The sequence below is a fragment of the Gemmatimonadota bacterium genome (genome assembly GCA_040882465.1).
Taxonomy (GTDB): Bacteria; Gemmatimonadota; Gemmatimonadetes; order Longimicrobiales; family Gaopeijiaceae; genus JBBEBG01.
Window position 1 is genome coordinate 1 of sequence record JBBEBG010000040.1, and the last position, 19,717, is coordinate 19,717.

Sequence of the window (19,717 nt, forward strand, 5' to 3'; positions counted from 1 at the left end):
GGGAGCCCGGCCGCTCCGAGCTCGAGGACGGGACGCGCGTTTCAGCTGAAACGTCGAGGCGCCTCTCCTGCGACGCGAGTGTCGTCAAAGTGACGCACGGTTCCGGGGGCGAGGGCTTCGCCGACGGCACGGTGCCCGCAGGAAGCAAGGTGCCCGCGGGAGGCAAGGTCCCCGCGGGAAGCCCGGTTCCCGGAGGAAGCTCGGTTCCCGGAGGAAGCTCGGTCCCCGGCGGAAGCACGGTGCCCCTAGGAGGCATGGTCCCGGCAACAGGCACGGTCCTCGACGTGGGACGAAAGACCCGCACGATTCCTCCCGCGCTCCGCCGCGCCCTCGAGTCCCGCGACCGCGGATGCCGGTTCCCGGGGTGTGGGTTCCGGTTTACCGACGCGCATCATGTCCGGCACTGGGCCGACGGCGGCAAGACGAGCCTCGCCAACTGTATCCTCCTCTGCCGCTTATTCCGACTTCGGAATAAGCGGCATTATGCCGCTCTCATCACCGGCTCGTGCATGAGGGGGGTTGGCGGGTGGCATGCAACGGAAACGGGATCGCCCACTTCTACGATCCCCACGGGTTCGTGCGCTACGATGCCCGCCGCCCGGAGGTGAGGCTCCCGAATGATGACCCAGTCGCGGGCATGATGCGGGAGAACGGGAGCTCTGGCCGGGGAGAGGCGGACTCCATCGGCTCCCGGTGCGGCTGGACCGAACCCGGGCCCTGGACCGCCTCCGTGCGCTGGGAGCGTGAGGCCGACATCCCGGCGCCTGTGCTCTTTCGTGCCATCGAGGCGGTGCTGCCGGAAAGAGCGGAGATCTCCCAGCCAGCGTGGGTCGCAGAACGTGCGGAGATGTCGAAGTGACGGCAAGGGCTCAGAGTGGGAGAGGGCGCGTACCCTTGAGCCGGCTTTGGGATTCGCGAGACGCACCCCGGATGGGCCGAGCCCGCGACTCCAGTGAGCTCGAGTGGACTTGCCGCGGCCGCGACGCGCGTCTGCTCCCACCTAAAGGCCATACCGAGGACAAAGCCGATACGGGGAGCGCCAGGATGGCGCGCCGGCATGGGGTTGAGGTGGGGATTCTCGGAGTCCGCCGACTGCTACGGGGCGACCGCGGAGGCGCTCACTCCAGAACGATGATCCGCCCGTACATTCCGTCCTGCCAGTGGTATTCGCAGCGGTAGTCGTAGATGCCGGGTGTGATGAAGGTCACCTCGAGCATGACGCCGCCGCGGGTGTCCCATTCGACCGGTTCCCAGGTGTCGTGCCCTACTGGAGTGATGGAGTGGCGGAGGCCCGAGTTCGAGCGCCAGGTCACCGTGCCGCTGACCGCGATGTGCACCTCATCGGCAACGAACCGGAAGTCGTCGGTCGTTCGCACCGTCGCCGTCGCGTCCGGACCGCCTCCTCCGTCCGGGTCGGTCGAGGAGACACATCCCGCCGTGAGGGCCAGGAGGACCGAGAGGCCGAAAAGGCGCCATTCACGACTGCCGACCATCCACGTCTCCTTCGAGCGAGCGACCCGCGTGAACTCCCCTGGCTTCGGACACCTGTTCGGTGCGACGGTTCCCACCTAAGATTAGCTCCAACTGACTTCAGTTCCAGGCCACTCTCCAAGGAGTGATCCGATGCGCATTCGGCGCCGCGTCTCCCAACTCTCGATTCCGATCGTCCTCGCGCTGGCCATGGGGTGCGCCAGCGGCGGACAGGCAATCGATGCTTCCGCGGAGGACCGGGACCGAGTGTCCGCGGAAGAGCTCTCGACCGTCTTCGTGTCGGACCTCTATCAGGCGCTCCAGCGACTTCGTCCGCTCTGGCTCCAGAGCCGCGGAGCTCGGGCCATCAATCAGGAGACCCAGATCGCGGTCGTGGTGAACGGAACCTACTTCGGGCCGGTGGAAATGCTCAGGCAGATCTCCACGCAGTCCGTGGTCGAAATCCGGCGGCTGGACGGGCCGACGGCCAGCGCGACCATTCCCGGGATCCTGGGAGCGGGGCGCAACATCGAGAGCGCGATCGTGGTGCGCCTGGGCGGCGGCCCAAACGACTGAGGGGTTTCTCGGCAGGTCGCGGAAGAAGGTGCGGGCGCCCCGGAATCCCCAGGGCGCCCGCACTATTTTCCGCTTCAGTCCCTCAATTCAAACCGATCCTCACGGCCCGCCGTTCCACCCCCCTCCGACCGGTGCATAGACGGCGCCGAACTCGGTGCCCACTCCGCCGAAGCTGTAGAGGGGGAGCCCGAGCTGCTCAAGCTCCGGCGCGGGGACCGGGAGCTGCGTCCATGAGCCATCCGGCAGCGTCCCAAACGCGCGCGAGTCGAACCAGCCGCGCAACACATCGAGCCCGGCGAGCTCGATCATGCGTTCGTACCGGATCACGACATGTAGATTCCCGCACTGGCCGGTGTCGGTCCTGGGCACGCAGTCGTCAGCTCCCGGAGCCGAATGCGGTGCGCCATTGACCGTCGCCGGCGGGAGATTGGTCGGGAAGTTTCCCTGGTTCGGAAGCGTGTGCCCTCTTGTCCGGGTCACGTTCACGAGGTCCCGGGCCGCGGTGAGATTCCCCATGTGGAAGTTGGCCTCCGCCGCGTAGAGACGGTTCTCATCTGCGGTCGCGATCTCCGCATCACCCGTATTGAAGTTCGACGTGGTCGAATTGACGGTCGTTGCGATACCGATGCCGTGCTGGTGCCGCCGCCACTGGTACGCGGGCCGGTAATACGTCCCGCTGGCACCGCAACACTGGTCGGAAAGCGAATTGGCCATGTTCCGGAAGTAGGCGCCCTGTGCCCGGTAGTTCACGCTCTGGAACACGACGAAGCCCGGTCCCTGGATCCGGCGGTCCGGCGTCACCATCTGGAACCGGTCGCGGCCCTCGAGACCTGCGGCGATCCAGCTCTGGTATCCGCCCGAGATATCCGCCGGCCCAACCATGCGATAATCCGCGCCCATCCCAGCGTTCCCCCGCGCGATGGTGCTGTAGAGTCCGCTCGGGCGGCTGCCGTCCAACACCACGGAAAAGTCGGACTGGAGGCCTGCAGTCGTATGCGTGAGGACGCGCGTCCAATTCACCGCTGCGCGCTCGGCCGGATTGCGCGCGTGCATGATCAAGAAGCGGGCCTGCATCGTATTGATGAAGGGAATCAGCTCGGCCGGACCGACGGGCGCCGCCGCACCGAACCACTGAGCCGAACCGGCCGAGCGATCGGGGTAAACGATGTCCGGATTCGCCAGGAGGAGGGCTTTCGCATCGTCCAACACGCTGAGTGACGCCTCGAGTGCGACGTCGCGATCCACCAGGTATTGAAGCGCCTCCTCGTTACTCTCCGGGAAGACCTCATCCGAGGGGATGATCATCGCTTGGTCGAACATATTCGCGAGATATCCCCATGCGAACCCCTGCATCATCATCGCGAACGCCCGGGCGCGCGGTGTTTGATCCACCTCGCCGATGATCAGCTCTGTCGCGTCCTCCCCCTGCGTAAGGCGGAGAATGTCGTCCGCCACCGACCAGACACGGAGGAAGTCCCTGTACATATTGCGTGGCCCATGCACGCCGATTGTGGTCGCAATGGAAACCAGGTTGGAGTGTTCCTGGCGCGGCTCCGCCGTCTCGTTGGCGGTGCCGCCCAGGACCGTCGTCGCCGTCATCTCGCTCGCGTACCCGGCGAACATCATCTCCGTGTCCACCGCGGACGAGGCGAGGTGGATCGCGGGGAAGTACTCCTCGTCGAAGACCCCGGCGATCAACTGCTGGACGTCCTCGGGGTTCGTGATCGCCCGGAAACGGTCGGGGTCGTTCAGGTTTCGCACAACGAGATCCTGGCATCCGGTCGCCGCCACAAGGAGCGCGGCGAGGAGGAGGACTCTTCTGGATTGGGAAAACATGCAAGTAGCCTCTTGGTCGGAAGGGATCTCGTTAGAAGGTCACCTGGAATTCGAGCGTGTAGCTCGACGTCGGTGGATAGGTCCCGCCGGCGCCCGTTTGCGAACCTCCAGTGAGGCTGAGTCCCTGCTCGGGATCGAATCCGCGGTAGTTGGTCCAAGTGGCGAGCTCTCTCCCAATGAGCCCGAGGGTGAGGCTGGAGATCCCCATATCCGATAGGCGGAGACGCGCGAGCTGGCTTTGCGGCACGCGGTAGTTGAGGATCACCTGCCGGAGCTTGAGGTAGCTTCCATCTTCGTTGAAAAAGTCGGTGCCCCCGGCGTCGGAGTACAGTGTGGTCCAATACGCGCGAGGCTTCTTGAGCCCCGTGGGCCGCCCCGCCTGGTCCATCATCGGCGCGACGTCGTCCGGTATCATGTATTGGTGCTGCGTGTTCTGGACGTCGCCGCCGACCTTGGCGTGAAGCTGCGCATGAAGGGAGAAGGCGCCGAAGTTGAAGTTGTTAATCCACCCGAGGTTGATGTGGGCGGCATCGCCGACCTGCTTGCGGAGGAGGCCGCCACCGCCGTCCCGCTCGCGGAAGGGAATTCCCCAATTGTAAGTCTCTCCGCCGATCGTCGTCGAGGTACCCCAAAGGTCGTCCCCGGTATTCAGATCGTCGTCCGTGCCGGCGCCGTCCGTGTAGGAGAATCCCTCACCCACCCAGACAAGATATCCGTCGTCATTCCTGTCGAACTGATCCTCGAACCCGATGAGCTCCCCGCCGCGATGTGCCTCGAACAGAGCATCGGAGGTGACGAAGTTGTATCCCCATACCTCGTAAACGCCGCGGCCCGCGCAACGGAACCGCCATGCGGGCGATTCGCACGCGAAGGGCCACTCCTCGATCACCGAGTCGGAACGGTCGGCCACGAAGGTCGTCGTCCATCCGAAGCGTGGCGTCTGGATGACAGGGGCGTTGAGCGTGAACTCGATCGTGTTTCCCTCGATCGTCCCGCCATTCTGCCACTGAGTAGGATACCCGTAGAAGGCGAGGAGATTTGCCGTCTGGAGCTGCTCCGACGTCTGCTGCCAGGCGTACGTCGCCGTCATTTCCCAGCGATCGAATAAAACGGCATTGACCGAAACGTCGTGCTCGACCGTTTGCGACGGCCTGAGGAACCGGTTGCCGAGCTGTGACTTCGTCGGGACGCCGTTCGAGAGAGACCAGACCTCGTACTGCGCCGAGAAGGGCGGCCGGCCTCCCGCGGTGCCTCGCGAGACGCTGATTCCGAGTTCATCCACGTTCGGAATGTTGAACCAATCTTCTTCCGAGATCCGCCACTTGCCGGCGACCCGGTAATAGGTCTGCCAACGCTCTTCCCGTCCAAAGAGGGAGCTTCCGTCTCGACGGACGAGGGCGGTCAGGATGTATCGGGCGTCATAGTCGAACGCCGTGTCCACCAGCCACCCGTTCGATCGGACTTCTTCCTCGCTGGAGCCGGAAAACTGGCTCGATGAGGGGACCGCCTCGAGGGTCGGCGTATCTTTGATCACGAGCACGTTCCCCGACGCGGAGATGTCCTCTTCCCGGTCACGCTCCATCAGCCCGCGGATCGTGACGCGCGTGTTCAACGGACCGAAGTCACGGCGGAGGGACGCCTGGAGCTCCGCATTCCAGGTGTCGTTGAGGCCCTGGCTATAACTCAGATTGCCGTCCTCGTCGGTTCCGACAACGACACCGAGCGGCGTGTAATTGCGGGTTTTCGAGTCCTCTCGGTCGTAGCTGATGTTTCCGAAGAACGAGACCCAGGCGGCAGGATCCCATCGCAGCTGCGCGCTCGCGAGGGTACGAATCTCGCGTTGCTCGTCCTCGACGATGCCTTCGACCCAAAGGGGATTCTGAAAGGTCGTGTTCGGGTTCGGAAACTTGGTGAATCCTCCGATGGAGTCCTCGGCCGTCACCGGAGGCGCCAGGAGGTTGATGTCCGGCGGAGCCGTGTTAGAGGCCGTTGAGGCTCCCATTCACGTCGTCGGAGTAAGTGCGCGCGTGGAAGGCGCTGATCCCGAGGCTGAGCGAGTTGAGGAAGCGATGGTCCAGGTTGATTCGAAACGAGTTGCGGCTGTACCCGTCGTTGTTCGGAAGGGCACCCTGCTGGACGTTTCGATTGAGACTGAGAAAGAAGTTTGTGTCCGTCGTGTTTTGCGCCAGGTTGACGGTGTGTTGTTGTTGACTTCCCGGATTCCACACCTCGTTGATGTTGTCGTAGATGGGGCCCGGGTAAGGGTTGTCCATGAAGAGGCGGAATTGGTTCCCCGTCTCCTGAATGCGGTCGCCGCGGCCAACGGCATTCCCGTCCGCGTCGGCGTAGCTCATGCCGTCGGCCGTAAGCGCATAGAAGTGGTGCGTGGGAAGCCGCAGCCCCTCGATGGCCGACTGCCATCCAAACTCGGATCTCGCCGTCATCTGGGTGGTGCCGAACGCGAGGCCCGAGCCACGATTCGTCGTGATCGCGATGACGCCGTTCGCGGCGCGCGATCCATAGAGGGACGCCGCGGCCGCACCCTTCACGACCTCGATGCTCAGGATGTCCATGGACTCGAGGTCCGCGCTTGTCCCGCCCAGGATCACGCCGTCCACGACGATGAGGGGGGTGCCGGCACCGATGCTGGTCGGGCTGCGGAGCTGGATCGCCGCGGCCGCGCCCGGCTCACCACTTCCGCGCGCGATGGTCACCCCCGCGATCTGCCCCTGAAGATTCTGGATTGCCGATCCGGCCACGGGAACCGGCATGTTCTGCCGGTCGAGCCGCCCGATCGTGATGGGAGACCTCACCCCCTCGACGGGGTCGATCAACCCGGTCGCGACGATCGCGTTCAGCTGAAGGGGCTGAACCGCCATCGTGAGGTTCTGGACCGTCGCCTGACCTGCCGTGACGGTGACGCCCGGCTGCTGGAACTCGAGGTAGCCGATCCGCTGAATCTGCAGCGTGTAGGTTCCCGCCGGGACGCCGGCGATCGTGTAACTGCCGTTACCGCCGGTGGTGATCCCGAGGGTTGTCCCCACGACGGAGATCTGCGCTGCGACGACGGGCTCTCCCGTGTCCGCGTTGGTCACCGTGCCGGTGATCTGTCCCGCCTGGGCAAGCAGCCCGGAGGCGCCGATCGCGGCGAGGAACGTCGTCAGCGCGGCAACCCTCAAAGGTTGCCGCACCCATCGAACGTATGGTGAGCACATGATTCTACTCCGATGATGCGAGGAATTGTGCTAGACGGACCAACGATTCGTGCCGGACCCGGGCAGCGGAGCCGCGAAACCACGGTGGAGGGCAGCGTCCGCCTTCGCAAGGCACGCGTAAGGGCGTGTCTGACTCGATCCGTGATGAGTGGGCACACCCCGTAATAGGTCACGAGCCCGAAAAACGCAAGAACTCCCTGACATCGCCCGGACATACTTTCGCATTCGCGATCCTCCACTTATTCGTGAGAAGCTAACGCGCCATGGTGCGGCACAAGGCGCGTATAACCGCCCATCGACTTCGGAGAAATCATGAACGGTCCAAGTTTCACGCGACCGCTGTTCGGTGCCGTCGTCCTCCTCGGTACTTTCGGTTCCGCGGCGCTCCTGTCCGGCTGCGCGAGCACCGGCGGGGGTGGTGCCGGCGGCGGCGGCGCCTTCGACGCGATCACGGAGCAGGAGGTCATCGCGACCGACGCCACCGACGCGCTCGACATGATCCGCCGCCTCCGGCCCAATTGGCTGAACCCGATCGGGGGGCCGGCCTTGCTCTACGTAGACAACCAGCGCCGGGGGGAGTCCGGCGGAATCGAGTCGTTCCTGCGCGCGCAATCCGCGAACTCGATCGTCCTGGTGGAGTGGGTCCGTCCCGAAGCTGCCATACGACTCCCCGGGGCGCCTCTCACGGGAACCGTCGGCGGCGCCATCATGGTCAGGACACGGGCGGGGGGATAACGCGGTCCCCCGGCGTTTTTTTTGTTGCGGCAACAGGTTGACCACGTAAGTATTCGTAATCGGCCCGTTCCTTCTCTCTCCGGCCTTTTCTTTCCGGGGAAGAGGAGCCCTCCGCCCACGCCACGCCCGGAGGCATTCATGCGAAGGTTCACGTTGGGAGTCGTTGCAGTCCTGCTCTTCGGATCGCTCGTCGCGTCGTGCGCCGCGGGTGAGGACGGGGGCGCCGGCCCGGACGATGGTCTCGTGGCCTACACCTTCGAGGAGGAGGTCCGAATAGACGGGTACGAGCACGACCTCGTGCCGATTGACACCACGATTCGCGTGGCCGTTTTCGAAGACGGGAGGATGGCGATCGCGCAGCGGCAGACCTTCAACGTGCGGTTCTTCAGCGAATCCGGTGAACCGCTGGGAGCCATCGGGCGGGAGGGACAGGGCCCCGGAGAATTCACGACCGCTCACCGGCTCGGATGGATCGCCGACACTCTTTACGCTTACGATTTCAGTCAGCGCCGCTTCACGCTGATCGACTCCGACCTGAACTACGTCCGGTACATCTACACTCCGAACGGCGCCCGACCGAGTCCCGAGATGGCAGGCACCTTTCCGGAATTCTCGATCGTCTATGGCGGCGCGCTCTATGCCGACGGATCGGTCTATGGGGAGCTCGCGGGAGCGAGGACGCCCGGGCTCGGCGATCACGATCGAACCAAACCGACCTACGGGCGTGTCCGGGAAGATGGAACGATCATCAGCTACTTTCAGTTCGCCACGGGGCCGCCGATGGAACCGATCATGGTCGAGATCGAAATGCCGGACGGGACGACCGGAATGGCGGGAATGAGCCCCTTCGTCATGACGATGCCCGACCGGCCCATCCTCCGTCTCGCCGACAACGGCACGCGAATGGCCCACCTCCAGGTCTCCATGGAGGGTCCCGATGCCGGGACCTACGAGATCTTCATGGAGGACGTGTTTGATGGACCGCTTTTCACGCGGAGGTATCCCTTCGAAGTGATTTCCATCACCGAGGCCATGCGCGACAGCATCGTGGAGGCCCGGGCTTCCACGGCGCCCGATGACAACATGGGGCAGCTTCTTCGCGCGAATGCGATCCTTCCCCCGATGATGCCGCCCATCGTGGGCATCGTGCATGGTTCCGACGACCGGCTCTGGATCCGGCTTTCGGACAAAGGCGATGAACGGCCCTACCTGATCCTCGATCCGATGGGCGAGCCCGAAGGAAGATTGAGCCTCCCGACGAACGCGCGGATTGCGGTGGCAGACGACTCCCACATCTGGGTCATCGAAGAGGACGTATTCGAAGTGGAGAGCCTCGTGCGGTATCGGCTCCTTCCCGAGGATCCCTGAGGGGGGGTGCGACTGTCTCGCACCCTGGAGTCCATCCGCTCAACCCTCCTCGATTCTGTATTGCACGGCCCAGGGCACGCCGAACTCGTCGGGAATCGCGGCCCAGAATCGATCTCCGCGATGCCACGCGACTCGCGCCTCGTCCGGAAGGTCGATCAATCCCCTGGCGCGCCCTTTCGCGTCCAGAACGATCCATCGCTGAGGTTCCCCCGGGCGGATCGAAAGGCGTAGCCAGACCGATCCGTCCTGGGCGACCCAGGGATAGGAGAGGGGGAGCTGGAACTCCGGAAAGTCCATGGCGCCGCGGAGGGCATGGGCGATCGCTTCCCAGTTCGAAGGAGGAGGAGGGGCATCCGCCCCCACAAAAAAGGGAACGAATCCGCCTTCCTCACCTCGAGCCGCGCGCGCCGCAATCGAGTCCAAGTCGGGTCCCGTGTATGGTGCCGGCCGGTAGTGGAGGATGTTGCTGAAGAGGGTATCGGCCGCCGTCCCGATCCTCGTGACGCGAACGATTCCTTCTCCCGAAGTCGGCGCGAGCGGTGTTTCCACCGACAGGTACCCATCCTCCCGTGCCTCCCACCAGGGGAGAGTCGTCGGTGGATTCGGGACGAAGAACTGCCGCCCGCCCACGTCGATGGTCCCCGCGTTGGCGGACTCCTCCGAAGGGGGCCGCCACATTCGCGGGGGCGGACGTCCGGACCAGCCGATCGTGTCCGTCACGGTCCCGGTCACGTCGAAGAGGACGAAGGGGACGGGAATGCTGTCTGTGGGAAGGACCCCTGACGGGGAGGCATTCCGGGTGTAGGTGATCCTTCCGAGGTACCCGGTGAATTGCCCGTCGGGACGCATGGCCCAGGGGATGACGCCGCCCACACCAGTCGGAAGATGCACGGAGACGCCGTCCGTTCGTCCCGTGGCCAGGACCCTCCCGCGCCGATCGAAGTGGGTCATGCGGCTGCCGCGCCCTTCCACGGTCCAGACGGTATCTCCGTGGACGCCGAAACGGGGCGCCGCCGTGAACTCACCCGGACCCTCGCCGCGGCGTCCAATGCGACGGATGATGGCCCCCGCGGGGTCGAAGACCCGGATCTCGGGGACGCTCGCCTCCACGACGTAGAGGTTGCCGTCCCGGTCCACGTCCATCGCGCTGATCCGTGAGAAGCCGGCACCGGGATCGTCGAGGTCGCCGATGCGAAGTTCCTCGATGGCGACGAGGCGGGGGAGGTCATCCAGGTGGATGACGGCCCCGGGAGCCGGAGCCGAGCAGCCCGCGCCGGCGATCGCAAAGATTCCCAGGGTGGCGGCGCGCTTCGATCCCTTCATGGCTTGCCTCCCTTCGCCTCGCCTGCGCCGCCTTTCCGCCTCTCGAAGAGGAAGTAAAGCGCCGGCGTCGTGGTGAGGACAAAAAGCGTTGAAGAGAGAAGCCCGCCGATGAGGGCGTAAGTCAGTGCATTCCAGATCCGGGCATCGGCGGCCGGCATGAACAGCACCAAGGGGAGGAGCCCGAGGACGGTCGTCGCCGTCGTCATGAGGATGGGGCGCACCCGCTCGAGGGTCGCCTGCACAATCGCCTGGCCGAGGGGGAGCTCGCCGCGCTCGGCTCTCACCCGGTTGATGTGATCCACGAGGAGGATGGCGTTGTTCACGACGATCCCTCCCATCATGATAACGCCGATGTAGGCCTCTCTGGTGAAGCTCGTCCCCACAAAGAAGAAGATCAGAAATACGCCGATCAGCGCCATCGGCACCGCGAGAAGCACGACGAGGGGCTGGCGGATGGACTCGAAGAGGGCCGCCGTCACCATGAAGATCAGCCCGAGCGCCACGAAGAGCACCACCATCATCTGCTGTCGCTGGGTGGTCGAGATCAGAAAAGTGCTCGTGTCGCGGAGCGAATAACCCGCCGGAAGGACGGTCGCCTCGAGTGCCTGGTCGCGCACCAGGTCTCCGAGGAGCCGGGGGCCCTGGAACTCGTAGCTGACCGAGCGCTCGTACTGCTGGTCTTCGCGCCGGATGGAGGTGAGGACGCTCCGCTCCCGGAGGGAGATGAGGCTTCCGAGCGGAATCCGAATTCCGCTCGGGGTCGCGACGACGGTCTCGAGAAGCCCCTCCACGTCCACCTGCCGGAACCCCTCGAGGCGTACGACGAAGTCCACCGGGTCGCCCGCGATCGTGACCCGGCCGCTGTTTGCTCCGCTCCGCATGAAGGCCTGGATGAGGGACGCGGCCTCGGCGATCGTCACGCCGTACCGGGACGCTACGTCGCGATTGATGTCCGCCACGAACTCGGTGATCCGGTCCCGTGAAAACTGCGCGGAGGAGTTCGCGTCCACCTCCCGGATCCGGCTCTGGCCGCGGAGCCGGCCGGCCAGGTCCTCCGCGATCTCCGCGAGCCGCTCGTAGTTGTATCCGAGGATCGTGATCCGGTAGTTGGGCGCCACTCCGCCCGCAGCGTTGCTGAACCCGGGCCCCTGTCCCCGGACCGACATATTCACGCCCGTGAAGCCCAGGGCGAAGCCGATGACCTGCTCCTGGATCACGAGCGGAACCGCGGTCAGCTCCAGCTCGGGACGGAACCAGACGGTCGTCGAGGAGGTGGATGTCGAAGAGGCGGTCCGGATCCGCGACTCGAAGCGCTCCACTTCCGGCATCTGGGCGAGTCGCTCCTCGAAATAGCGAGTCAGCTCGTCAATGCGCTCCAGGTCCGAGCCCCGCGGCATCGTGACGGTGATTCCCAGCGTCGTGCGCTGGGCGCCCGCGCTCCCTCCCCAGAGCACGCCTCTCACCACGTTCTGATCGAAGAGCCAATACGTCGCCCCGAAGCAGGCGGCCGCAACGAGAACCGTGACCCATGGAAAACGAAGCGAATAACCGAGGAGCCCCGAGTAAAACTGAACGTAGAGGGGCTCGCGTCGCGGAGCCGCGGCCCTTGCCGCCGGGGCGGCGAGCGCGCGGTGCCGCCGCATCCCGAGAAGCCGGGCCGCGAGCGCCGGAATAAAGGTGAAGGCCACGAAGATCGAAGCGATGAGGGTAAGCCCCACGACGATCGCGAGCGGGAGGTAGTAGATGCGTAGCTCTCCCTGCAGATAAAGAAAGGGCAGGAAGACGATGAGGGTGGTCAGCGTGGAGGCGAAGATCGGAAGGACGACGTCGCGCGCTCCCTTTTCCGCGGCCTGCGCGGGATCCACACCTTCCTGCCACTGTCTGAAGATGTTCTCGAGGACGACGATCGAGTTGTCCACGATCAACCCGAAACCGAGCGCCAGCCCCATGAGGGTCAGGATGTTCAGCGTGAGTCCGCCGAAATAGATGAGGTTCAGCGAGATCAGGATCGAAAAGGCGATCGTCGCGAAGACGATTCCGGCCGTCCGGAAGGACCGGAGGAATAGGAGGAGGACGAGGAAGATGACGCCCGCCGCGATGAACGCCCGGGTCCGCAGGTCGGTCAGCTGCCGCTCGATTTCCTCGCTCGCGTCGGAAATGAGGATGAGCCGGCTTCCCGGCGGATTCTGCGCCTCGAGGCCCGCGATTCGGTCCCGGACGATCTCGGAAAGCGCGACCGTATTCGTCCCGTACTCCTTGACGACGCGGAAGCCGACCGCCGGGCTCCCGCTGATCCGAAAGTGCTGGGTCGGCTCCTGAAACGTGTCTCGTACCTCTCCGACATCCTCTAGCCGCACGGGAGTCGTGCCGACCCCGGCCTGTGGAAGGGGGAGGGTGGCGGTGCGGAGATCCTCCGCGGTCGTCGGGCGGGAGCGGATCGTGACCACCCACTCCATCTCGCCCTCGCGGACGGCGCCCACGTCGCGCACCAGGTCCAGATCCCGCACCGCGGCGGCGACCTGCTCCGGCCGGAGCCCGAGGGCGGCGATCTTGTCGGGATCGAGCTCGATCTCGAGGACGCGCTGGCTTCCCCCGTCCACCTCGACCCCCGCGACTCCGCGAATCTGGAGGACCTCCGGGACGACGACGCGGTCCAGATGGTCGCGAAGCGCCTCGAGGAGGAGAGGGCCGGTGAAGGTATAAGAGAGGAACGGCTGCGAGGCCTGCGCCTCGAACTCGCGAGGAACGTACGGCTGAAGTGTGATCGCGCTCACCCCGTCGGGGAGCGTTTCTTCCAACGAGGCGATTCGCTCCGAGAGGTCCATCCGCGCGAACTCCATGTCCGTGTCGCGCGCGAATCGCACCACGATGTTCGCCGCCCCCTCGTTCGTCGTCGAGGTGATCCGCTCCACACCCCGGACCTGCTGGATCGAGGCCTCGATCGGAGCGGTGGCGAAGGCCTCCGTCGTCTCGGGGGAAGCGCCCTGCCAGCTGAAGGAGAGGGTCAGCTGGGGAAAACTCGCTTCCGGGAGGAGCTCGACCGGAATGTTTCGCCAGGCGGCGATTCCGAGGAGGGCCACGGAGACGTAGATCATCGCCACCGCGACCGGACGCCGGATGCTCATCCGGATCACGGGGTCCCCTCCGGCTGGGGGATTGGGGCACCCGACCCGGGGGCCAGGGAACCCATGGCCACGTCACCCGGAGATGATGCCCCACCCGTGACCGCGCGCCGCGCCTCTTCGACGAGGGAGAAGAGGACCGGAACGACGATCAGGGTCAGGAGGGTCGCGATTGTGAGCCCCCCGATCACGGCGATGGCGAGGGGAGCCCGGAGGTCCGCGCCTCTCCCGATTCCGAGCGCCATCGGAGTGAGCCCGAAGACGGTGGTGACCGTGGTCATTACGATGGGGCGGAGCCGGACGCGCCCGGCTTCGAGGATCGCCTGGCGTAGCTCGGAGCCTCGTTCTATCGCCCGCACGATGAAGTCCACTTTCACGATCGCGTCGTTCACCACGATTCCCACGAGGATCACGATCCCGATGAGGGACATCGTGTTCAGCCCTTCCCCCGTGGCAAGGAGGGCGAGCACCGCCCCGATGAGGGCGAGGGGAACCGCCGCGAGAATCGTGGCCGGGTGTACGAAGGACTCGAACTGGGCCGCCAGGATCATGTAAACGAGGACCAGGGCGAGCCCGAAGGCGAAGGCGAGGTCACGGAAGGAGCGCACCATCTCTTCGTTCTCCCCTCCTACCTCGACCCGGAGCTCGCGGGGGGGCGGGTCGGCGGCGATCGCGGCTTCGACCTCGGCGATGGCGCCGTCCAGCCCGCCGGATCGCACGTCCGCGAGGACGGCCACCAACCGCCCCTGGTCCTCCCGGCGGATCTCCGCGGGGCCGGCGGACATCTGTACGTTCACGACCTCGCGGAGGGGAACGTCTTCCACTTCGAGCCGCTCCACGGTCGCCACATCGTACCGGAGCGAGTCGGGGAGCTGCACCATGATGGGAATCCGGCGGTCGAAGGCGACGAACTCCGAGGCTTGAAGCCCGCGCATCCCGTTCTCCACGGCCGTCGCGACGGCCCCGGACTGCAGGCCGTAACGCGCGACGTCGTCGCGCCGAATCCGCACCTCCACCTGGGGGTGGCCTCGACCGGACCCGACGCGGACATTCGCGACCCGATCCGCGTCGTGGAGTCCTGCCTGCAGGCGGCCGGCGTACGCGAAGGCCGCGTCCAGGTCCTCAGAGCGGATCCGGACCGCGATGTCCGCTTCGGACCCGCCCAGGATCTGTCCGAGCGCCGTGGCCTGTCCGGTGAGGATCGTGACCGTCGCATCTGGGGCCGCGTTCTCTAATCGGTCGCGAAGGCGCTCGACTGCGGGGTCGCTCTCGCTTCCTTCGCTCAGGCGCACCTGGAAACGGGCGGTGTGGAGCCCGCTCGCGTCGTCCGAAGTGGCGAATCGGCGAACGTCGCGCCCCACGGTGCCGAACACGGCCTCGACCTCGGCGTCGGCGAGGAGGACGGCCTCGATCGCGCGTGCCACCTCGTCGGTTCGCTCCAGAGCGGTCCCTTCCGAAAGTTCGAGCCCCACCTCGAACCCTCCCTGGTCCACGCGCGGGAGGAGGTCGCGGTCGAGTGTCGCGGCGGCGAGCGCGGTGACTCCGAGCACGAGAGCCGACACGCCGAGCACGACGGCGCGGTGGTCGAGCGACCATTCGAGAAGGCGGTGATACCGGGCCGCGAAGCCGTCGAAGGCGCGGTCGAAGGCCCGCAGCGGGGTTCGGAAGACCCGTGAGGCACCGCGCTGGAGTCCTCCCCACCAGAATCGGATGAGCTCGCGTCCGAGTGCGCGCAGCCATCCGAGAACCCAGGCCGGGAATCGCGCGACGATCCGCGCGCTCCAACCGACCGTCGCGAAAAAACGCGGCGGCATGGGTCCCGGTCGGAGTGGGCCGGGGGCTCTTGTTTCCGGAGCGGCTCCGACCCTGAAACGGGCGGCGATCGCGGGAAGGAGCGTCAGAGCCACGAGGAGCGAGACGAGGAGGGAAAAGGCGACCGCCAGGGAGAGGTCGCGGAAGAGCTCGCCCGCCACTCCTTCCACGTAGATGATCGGCAGGAAGACCGCAATCGTCGTGAAGGTCGCCGCCGCGATCGCGCGGGAGACCTCTTCGGCGCCCCGTTCCGCCGCTTCGATCGCGCCCGCTCCGCTCTCCCGGTGCCGGAAAACGTTCTCGAGGACGATGATCGAGTTGTCCACGAGCATCCCGACGCCGAGAGCGAGCCCGCCCAGGCTCATGATGTTGAGCGACACCCCGAAGGCGTCCATGAGTGCGAAGGTCCCGACGACCGAGATCGGGATCGCGAGGGCCACGGCCACCGGGTAGCGGGGCTCCCGGAGGAAGAGGAAGAGGACGAGGAAGGCGAGGATTCCCCCGAAGATCAGGGCCGAGACGACGTTGTTGATCGAGTCGGAGATGAAGCCGGCCTGCGCCTGCGCCACGTCCACGGAGACCTCGGGAAACTCGGCGCGGAGGAGCTCCAGCACCTCCTCCACGAGGGCGGTGACTTCCACGGTGTTCGCCCCCGCCTCCTTGAACACCATCAACCCGACCGCTTCGCGCCCGTTGTAGCGGGCGAGCGACTCCCGGTCCGCGAACCCGTCCTCGACCCGCCCGATATCCCGCACCCGGACGGTCCGCGACGCACCCGACGTCAACGTATGCTGGGCGACGACGACGTCCTCGATTTCCGCGACGTCCAGGAATTCCCCGAGGGTCCGCATGGGAAAGCGGGTCCGCCCCTCGAGGATCGTCCCCCCGGATCCGGCGCGATTCGCCTGATCCACCGCCTGTCCCACCTGCGCGATCGAAAGCTCGTACGCTTCGAGGAGGGTCGCGTCCACCTCCACGACGATCTCCCGGTCGAGTCCCCCCGCGACCTGTGCCTGGGCCACCCCGTCCACCTGCTCCAGGCGCCGCCGGAAGACGTTCTCCGCGAGCTCCTTCGTCTCCCAGAGGTCGTCGCCCGCGACCGAGAGGATCATGATCGGGTCGGAGCGCGGGTCCACCCGGAGGATCTGGGGGCGCTGGGGAAGCTCCGGGAGCGAGCCGCGCACCTGGTCGAGCCGTTCCCGAACGTTCAGCATCGCGAAGTCCATGTTCGTCCCCCACGCGAATCGCAAGGTGACGAGGCTCACGCCTTCGCGGGAGATCGAGGTCACCCGTTCCGCGCCGGGGGTCGTGCCGACCGCCCCTTCGATCCGTTCGGTTACGAGCCGCTCCACCTCCGCGGGGGCAACCTCCGGATACGAGGAATAGATGACGATGCGTGGATAACTGACATCGGGGAGGAGGTCTATGGGGAGGCGCGTGAAGGAGATCGCCCCGAGGAGGATGACCGCCAGGAACAACATCGAGACCGCCACCGGCCGGCGGACCGACAGTCGCGAGAGAGCCACCGCTTACCGAGCCTCGGGCGTCGGGACCGGCGCTCCCAGCGCGCGCTCGAGTTGAATCAGGGCGCGCTCGAAGGCGTAGCGGGCCTGGAGAACCTGGCGGAGCGCGTTCGCCGAGGCTTCCGCGCTGTTCTGGAGGTCGAGGTAGTCCACCCGCCCGAGCCGGAAGTATTCCTGCTGGAGCTCGAGCCTCTCCGCAGCGAGCTCCGCGCGCCGCTCCTGGAGGCGGAGGGTGCGGTACTGGTTTTCGAGCTCCACGAGGAGGCGGCGGGCCTCTTCCCGGATCGAAAGGCCCGTCGCCCGAAGGGCTTCCTCGGCATTTCGCACGTCGAGCTCAGTTCGGCGCACTTCGTTCTGGCGGGTGAACCAGGTGCCGATGTCCGGGAAGGAAATCGTGAGGCCGAATCTCCGGCTCCAATCCGCGTCGGGGAGCGGTTGGAGGAAACCGCTTCCCGATTCCCGCGAGATCTCCTGGCGGTCGGTGCTCGCGAACAGAGAAAAGGTCGGAAGCCAGGTAGACCGCGCGAGGGGAATTCCGACCTCCCGGTCGGCCAGGGTGTAGCGGGCCTGCCGGACCGCGGGTCCGGACTCGCCGGCGGCTTCGACGAGTGCTTCCTGGTCCAGAACGGCCGGATCGAAGAGCCGAAGGGGTTCCGGGACGATCTCGAATTCGCCGAGCGAGTCGTCCCCGATTCGGTTCCGGAGCTGGAGGTGGATCGTGGCGAGATTCGTCCGGCTCTGTTCGAACTCGTTTTCCTGTGTGACCACGTCGAGCTCGGCCTCGAGGAGCTCCACTCGGTCGGCGAGCCCGAGCCGAAAGCGCTGATCCGTGAGCCCCGCGAGCGCGCGCCGCACCTCCAGGAGCGTTTCCTCCAGGGCGCGCGCCTCGAGCCGTTCCTGGGCATCGAGGAAGTTCAGTCGGATGTCGAGGGCCAGGATCTCCCCCTGATCGCTCAGCTGGGCAAGACGATTCTCCGCGCGCAGTCGGTTGGCTCGCCGCTCGAAATAGTCGCCGAGCGCGACACTCCAGTTGAGCTGAAGTCGCTGCGAGGACGTTGCGGACTGGACCATTCGAAAGTCCGGATTCGCGATCGGATTTCCAAAGATGTCCGTCGAAACCGCGGTCCGGTTCCACTGCATGTTGGTGTTGAGGACGGACACCGAGAGCTGTGGGAAGAAGCCGAGCCAGAAGCTCCGACCCTCGATCTCGTTCAGCTCGATGTTGTTCACCTCCTGGCGGTACGCGGGGTTGTTCGCCGTCGCGCGGGTGATCGCTTCGTCGAGGGTGAGCCGCGCGGGCGGACCCGCAGCGACCTGACCGGAGACTGCCATCGGAAGGAGCGCCGCGAGCGCGAGTGCGGCGGCCCAGGCCGCGGCGGCGAAGCGCCCCGGCCACGTCCCGGCCGTCACCTTCCGGGCCTCCCGCCCGCCAGGAAAACGTTGTCCACGAGCCGGACCGGGGTGTCGTGCGCGAGATAGTGGTGCCCGTCCACGAGGACGACCTCCCCCGGTTCGAGCATGAAGGTCTCCTCGTGGGCCACGATCTCGATGAATCGTTCGTTTCGCTGCCCCGTGGTCACGTAGCGCCACTCGGCGATCCCCTCGCCGCGGTCGTTCAGATTGCGCGCCATGAAGACGATCTGGCGGCGATTGGCTCCGGAGTTCCGGTCGAGGATCGCTTCGCGGGGAACGAGGATGCGGTCGGGGAGGGACTCCGCGTCGAGTCGCGCTTCGGCGTACATCCCTGGGAGGACGCGCCCCCCAGGATTCGGGAGGACGAGGGTGACTCGCCCCATCCCTCCCGCCTCTCGGTCCACGAGGGGATTCACGGACTCGATTCGCGCGGTGAAGCGTTCGCCCGGGAGGGCCGAAAACTGAACCTCCGCGCTGCGCCCGGCGGAAAGGGAAGGGAGCCCGGACTCGAGAACCCCCACCTGGATCCGGATCGGGTCGAGCTGGACGAGCGTGAGCACTTCGGCGCCCGCCCCCAGGTATTGTCCTTCGACGGCTTTGAGATCGGCCACCCGCCCCGAGAATGGGGCCGTCACTCGGGTGAGCTCCATCTCCACCTCGGCTCGCCTCAGGCGCGACTCCGCCGCGACGATCCCGACCTGGAGCCGGATGTTTTGCTCGCGTTGTGCGAGGACCCCCGGATCGTCCACGGGCCCGCCCGCCAGCATCCGCGCCTGAAAGTCGTTTTTCCGAAGCGTCAGGTCCGCTCTCGCCTCGGAAAGCTCGAGGGCCGCTTCGAGGGTGTCGAGCTGAATGAGAACTTCGCCCGCAGCCACGAAGTCGTTTTCGCGGACGAAGACGCCTTCCACGACGCCGGCGCGGCGCGTCGCGACCGTGCTTCGCCGGTAGGCCTCCGCGGTTCCGGAGCCGGCCACCTGGATCCAGAGCGTGTCACGCACGACCTCCACACCCTGGACGGCTTGCGCCCCCTGGAAGAGCTGCGGCTCCGCGACAGCGACGCCCTCGGTCGAGGGAGGAGGTGTGGCGGAGGAGGTACCTCCCGCGCCGGAGTCTTCGCCGAGAAGGCGCCATGCGACGGCGCCCCCGACTCCCGCGAAGATGACTCCGACGGTGAGGAGGCTCAGGACGCCTCGGGAAAGCTTCATGGGTGGGCCGCGCGTTAGAGGGGATGTGCCTCGGGACGCGCCGCGTCGCTGCGCCCACATCGTTAGAGTGGGAAGGTCGCGTCCGGGTTGTCAACGAATGAATTCGTGAACAGGGGTTT

14 protein-coding genes are annotated in these 19,717 nt (G+C 66.1%); 5 read left to right on the forward strand and 9 right to left on the reverse strand.

The genetic code is table 11. The features are described 5' to 3' along the window. The first annotated feature begins 254 nt into the window (after positions 1 to 254). Positions 255 to 608: an HNH endonuclease signature motif containing protein gene (locus WEG36_15175; GenBank protein MEX1258937.1), complete on the forward strand. Its 354-nt coding sequence runs from the start codon at positions 255 to 257 to the stop codon at positions 606 to 608. Beyond that, on the forward strand, positions 527 to 859 hold the full coding sequence (locus tag WEG36_15180) for a hypothetical protein (GenBank protein MEX1258938.1): 333 nt from the start codon (positions 527 to 529) through the stop codon (positions 857 to 859). Before WEG36_15175 ends, WEG36_15180 begins: the two co-directional genes overlap by 82 nt. Positions 860 to 1,118: 259 nt before the next feature. Here the strand turns inward: WEG36_15180 and WEG36_15185 are convergent, their stop codons facing one another. After that, the gene (locus WEG36_15185; GenBank protein ID MEX1258939.1) at positions 1,119 to 1,493 is read right to left on the reverse strand and encodes a plastocyanin/azurin family copper-binding protein; all 375 of its coding nucleotides are present in this window, start codon (positions 1,491 to 1,493) and stop codon (positions 1,119 to 1,121) included. A gap of 130 nt (positions 1,494 to 1,623) precedes the next feature. On the opposite strand from WEG36_15185, the gene WEG36_15190 reads away from it, so the two are divergent. After that, positions 1,624 to 2,046 (forward strand): hypothetical protein, encoded by a 423-nt coding sequence (locus WEG36_15190; GenBank protein MEX1258940.1) that lies wholly within the window; start codon positions 1,624 to 1,626, stop codon positions 2,044 to 2,046. Between the two features lie 99 nt (positions 2,047 to 2,145). On the opposite strand, the gene WEG36_15195 is transcribed toward WEG36_15190, so the two are convergent. Genes WEG36_15195 through WEG36_15205 form a run of 3 tightly spaced genes read right to left on the reverse strand, consistent with a single transcriptional unit; the run spans position 2,146 to position 7,097 of the window. Further along, positions 2,146 to 3,882, reverse strand: a complete 1,737-nt coding sequence (locus WEG36_15195) for a hypothetical protein (protein MEX1258941.1) — start codon at positions 3,880 to 3,882, stop codon at positions 2,146 to 2,148. A 31-nt stretch (positions 3,883 to 3,913) separates the two neighbouring features. Then, the gene (locus WEG36_15200; GenBank protein ID MEX1258942.1) at positions 3,914 to 5,884 is read right to left on the reverse strand and encodes a hypothetical protein; all 1,971 of its coding nucleotides are present in this window, start codon (positions 5,882 to 5,884) and stop codon (positions 3,914 to 3,916) included. Beyond that, positions 5,862 to 7,097 carry a carboxypeptidase regulatory-like domain-containing protein gene (locus WEG36_15205; protein MEX1258943.1) on the reverse strand — a complete coding sequence of 412 codons (1,236 nt, stop codon included), beginning with the start codon at positions 7,095 to 7,097 and terminating at the stop codon, positions 5,862 to 5,864. Before WEG36_15205 ends, WEG36_15200 begins: the two co-directional genes overlap by 23 nt. Before the next feature lie 312 nt (positions 7,098 to 7,409). Between WEG36_15205 and WEG36_15210 the strand changes: the two genes are divergently transcribed. Both WEG36_15210 and WEG36_15215 read left to right on the forward strand, forming a co-directional pair. Continuing rightward, a complete protein-coding gene (locus tag WEG36_15210; protein MEX1258944.1) occupies positions 7,410 to 7,832 on the forward strand; it encodes a hypothetical protein in 423 nt (140 codons plus the stop codon). A gap of 138 nt (positions 7,833 to 7,970) precedes the next feature. After that, the gene (locus tag WEG36_15215) at positions 7,971 to 9,200 is read left to right on the forward strand and encodes a hypothetical protein (protein ID MEX1258945.1); all 1,230 of its coding nucleotides are present in this window, start codon (positions 7,971 to 7,973) and stop codon (positions 9,198 to 9,200) included. A 39-nt stretch (positions 9,201 to 9,239) separates the two neighbouring features. Here the strand turns inward: WEG36_15215 and WEG36_15220 are convergent, their stop codons facing one another. Genes WEG36_15220 through WEG36_15240 form a run of 5 tightly spaced genes read right to left on the reverse strand, consistent with a single transcriptional unit; the run spans position 9,240 to position 19,598 of the window. Further along, on the reverse strand, positions 9,240 to 10,523 hold the full coding sequence (locus tag WEG36_15220) for a 6-bladed beta-propeller (protein ID MEX1258946.1): 1,284 nt from the start codon (positions 10,521 to 10,523) through the stop codon (positions 9,240 to 9,242). Next, the gene (locus tag WEG36_15225) at positions 10,520 to 13,648 is read right to left on the reverse strand and encodes an efflux RND transporter permease subunit (protein ID MEX1258947.1); all 3,129 of its coding nucleotides are present in this window, start codon (positions 13,646 to 13,648) and stop codon (positions 10,520 to 10,522) included. The genes WEG36_15220 and WEG36_15225 overlap by 4 nt, the downstream gene beginning before the upstream one ends. Before the next feature lie 5 nt (positions 13,649 to 13,653). Next, positions 13,654 to 16,983 carry an efflux RND transporter permease subunit gene (locus tag WEG36_15230; GenBank protein MEX1258948.1) on the reverse strand — a complete coding sequence of 1,110 codons (3,330 nt, stop codon included), beginning with the start codon at positions 16,981 to 16,983 and terminating at the stop codon, positions 13,654 to 13,656. Between the two features lie 3 nt (positions 16,984 to 16,986). Then, complete coding sequence (locus tag WEG36_15235; GenBank protein MEX1258949.1) at positions 16,987 to 18,390, reverse strand: TolC family protein; 1,404 nt, start codon at positions 18,388 to 18,390, stop codon at positions 16,987 to 16,989. Further along, positions 18,387 to 19,598 carry an efflux RND transporter periplasmic adaptor subunit gene (locus tag WEG36_15240; GenBank protein MEX1258950.1) on the reverse strand — a complete coding sequence of 404 codons (1,212 nt, stop codon included), beginning with the start codon at positions 19,596 to 19,598 and terminating at the stop codon, positions 18,387 to 18,389. The genes WEG36_15235 and WEG36_15240 overlap by 4 nt, the downstream gene beginning before the upstream one ends. Positions 19,599 to 19,717 lie beyond the last annotated feature (119 nt).

Bases quoted from the DNA above. Each gene is read 5' to 3' on its own strand.
- WEG36_15185 (MEX1258939.1), bottom strand. From the start codon at position 1,493: ATGGTCGGCAGTCGTGAATGGCGCCTTTTCGGCCTCTCGGTCCTCCTG.
- WEG36_15190 (MEX1258940.1), top strand. From the start codon at position 1,624: ATGCGCATTCGGCGCCGCGTCTCCCAACTCTCGATTCCGATCGTCCTC.
- WEG36_15220 (MEX1258946.1), bottom strand. From the start codon at position 10,523: ATGAAGGGATCGAAGCGCGCCGCCACCCTGGGAATCTTTGCGATCGCC.
- WEG36_15210 (MEX1258944.1), top strand. From the start codon at position 7,410: ATGAACGGTCCAAGTTTCACGCGACCGCTGTTCGGTGCCGTCGTCCTC.
- WEG36_15195 (MEX1258941.1), bottom strand. From the start codon at position 3,882: ATGTTTTCCCAATCCAGAAGAGTCCTCCTCCTCGCCGCGCTCCTTGTG.
- WEG36_15175 (MEX1258937.1), top strand. From the start codon at position 255: ATGGTCCCGGCAACAGGCACGGTCCTCGACGTGGGACGAAAGACCCGC.
- WEG36_15200 (MEX1258942.1), bottom strand. From the start codon at position 5,884: ATGGGAGCCTCAACGGCCTCTAACACGGCTCCGCCGGACATCAACCTC.
- WEG36_15240 (MEX1258950.1), bottom strand. From the start codon at position 19,598: ATGAAGCTTTCCCGAGGCGTCCTGAGCCTCCTCACCGTCGGAGTCATC.
- WEG36_15215 (MEX1258945.1), top strand. From the start codon at position 7,971: ATGCGAAGGTTCACGTTGGGAGTCGTTGCAGTCCTGCTCTTCGGATCG.
- WEG36_15225 (MEX1258947.1), bottom strand. From the start codon at position 13,648: ATGAGCATCCGGCGTCCGGTCGCGGTGGCGATGATCTACGTCTCCGTG.
- WEG36_15205 (MEX1258943.1), bottom strand. From the start codon at position 7,097: ATGTGCTCACCATACGTTCGATGGGTGCGGCAACCTTTGAGGGTTGCC.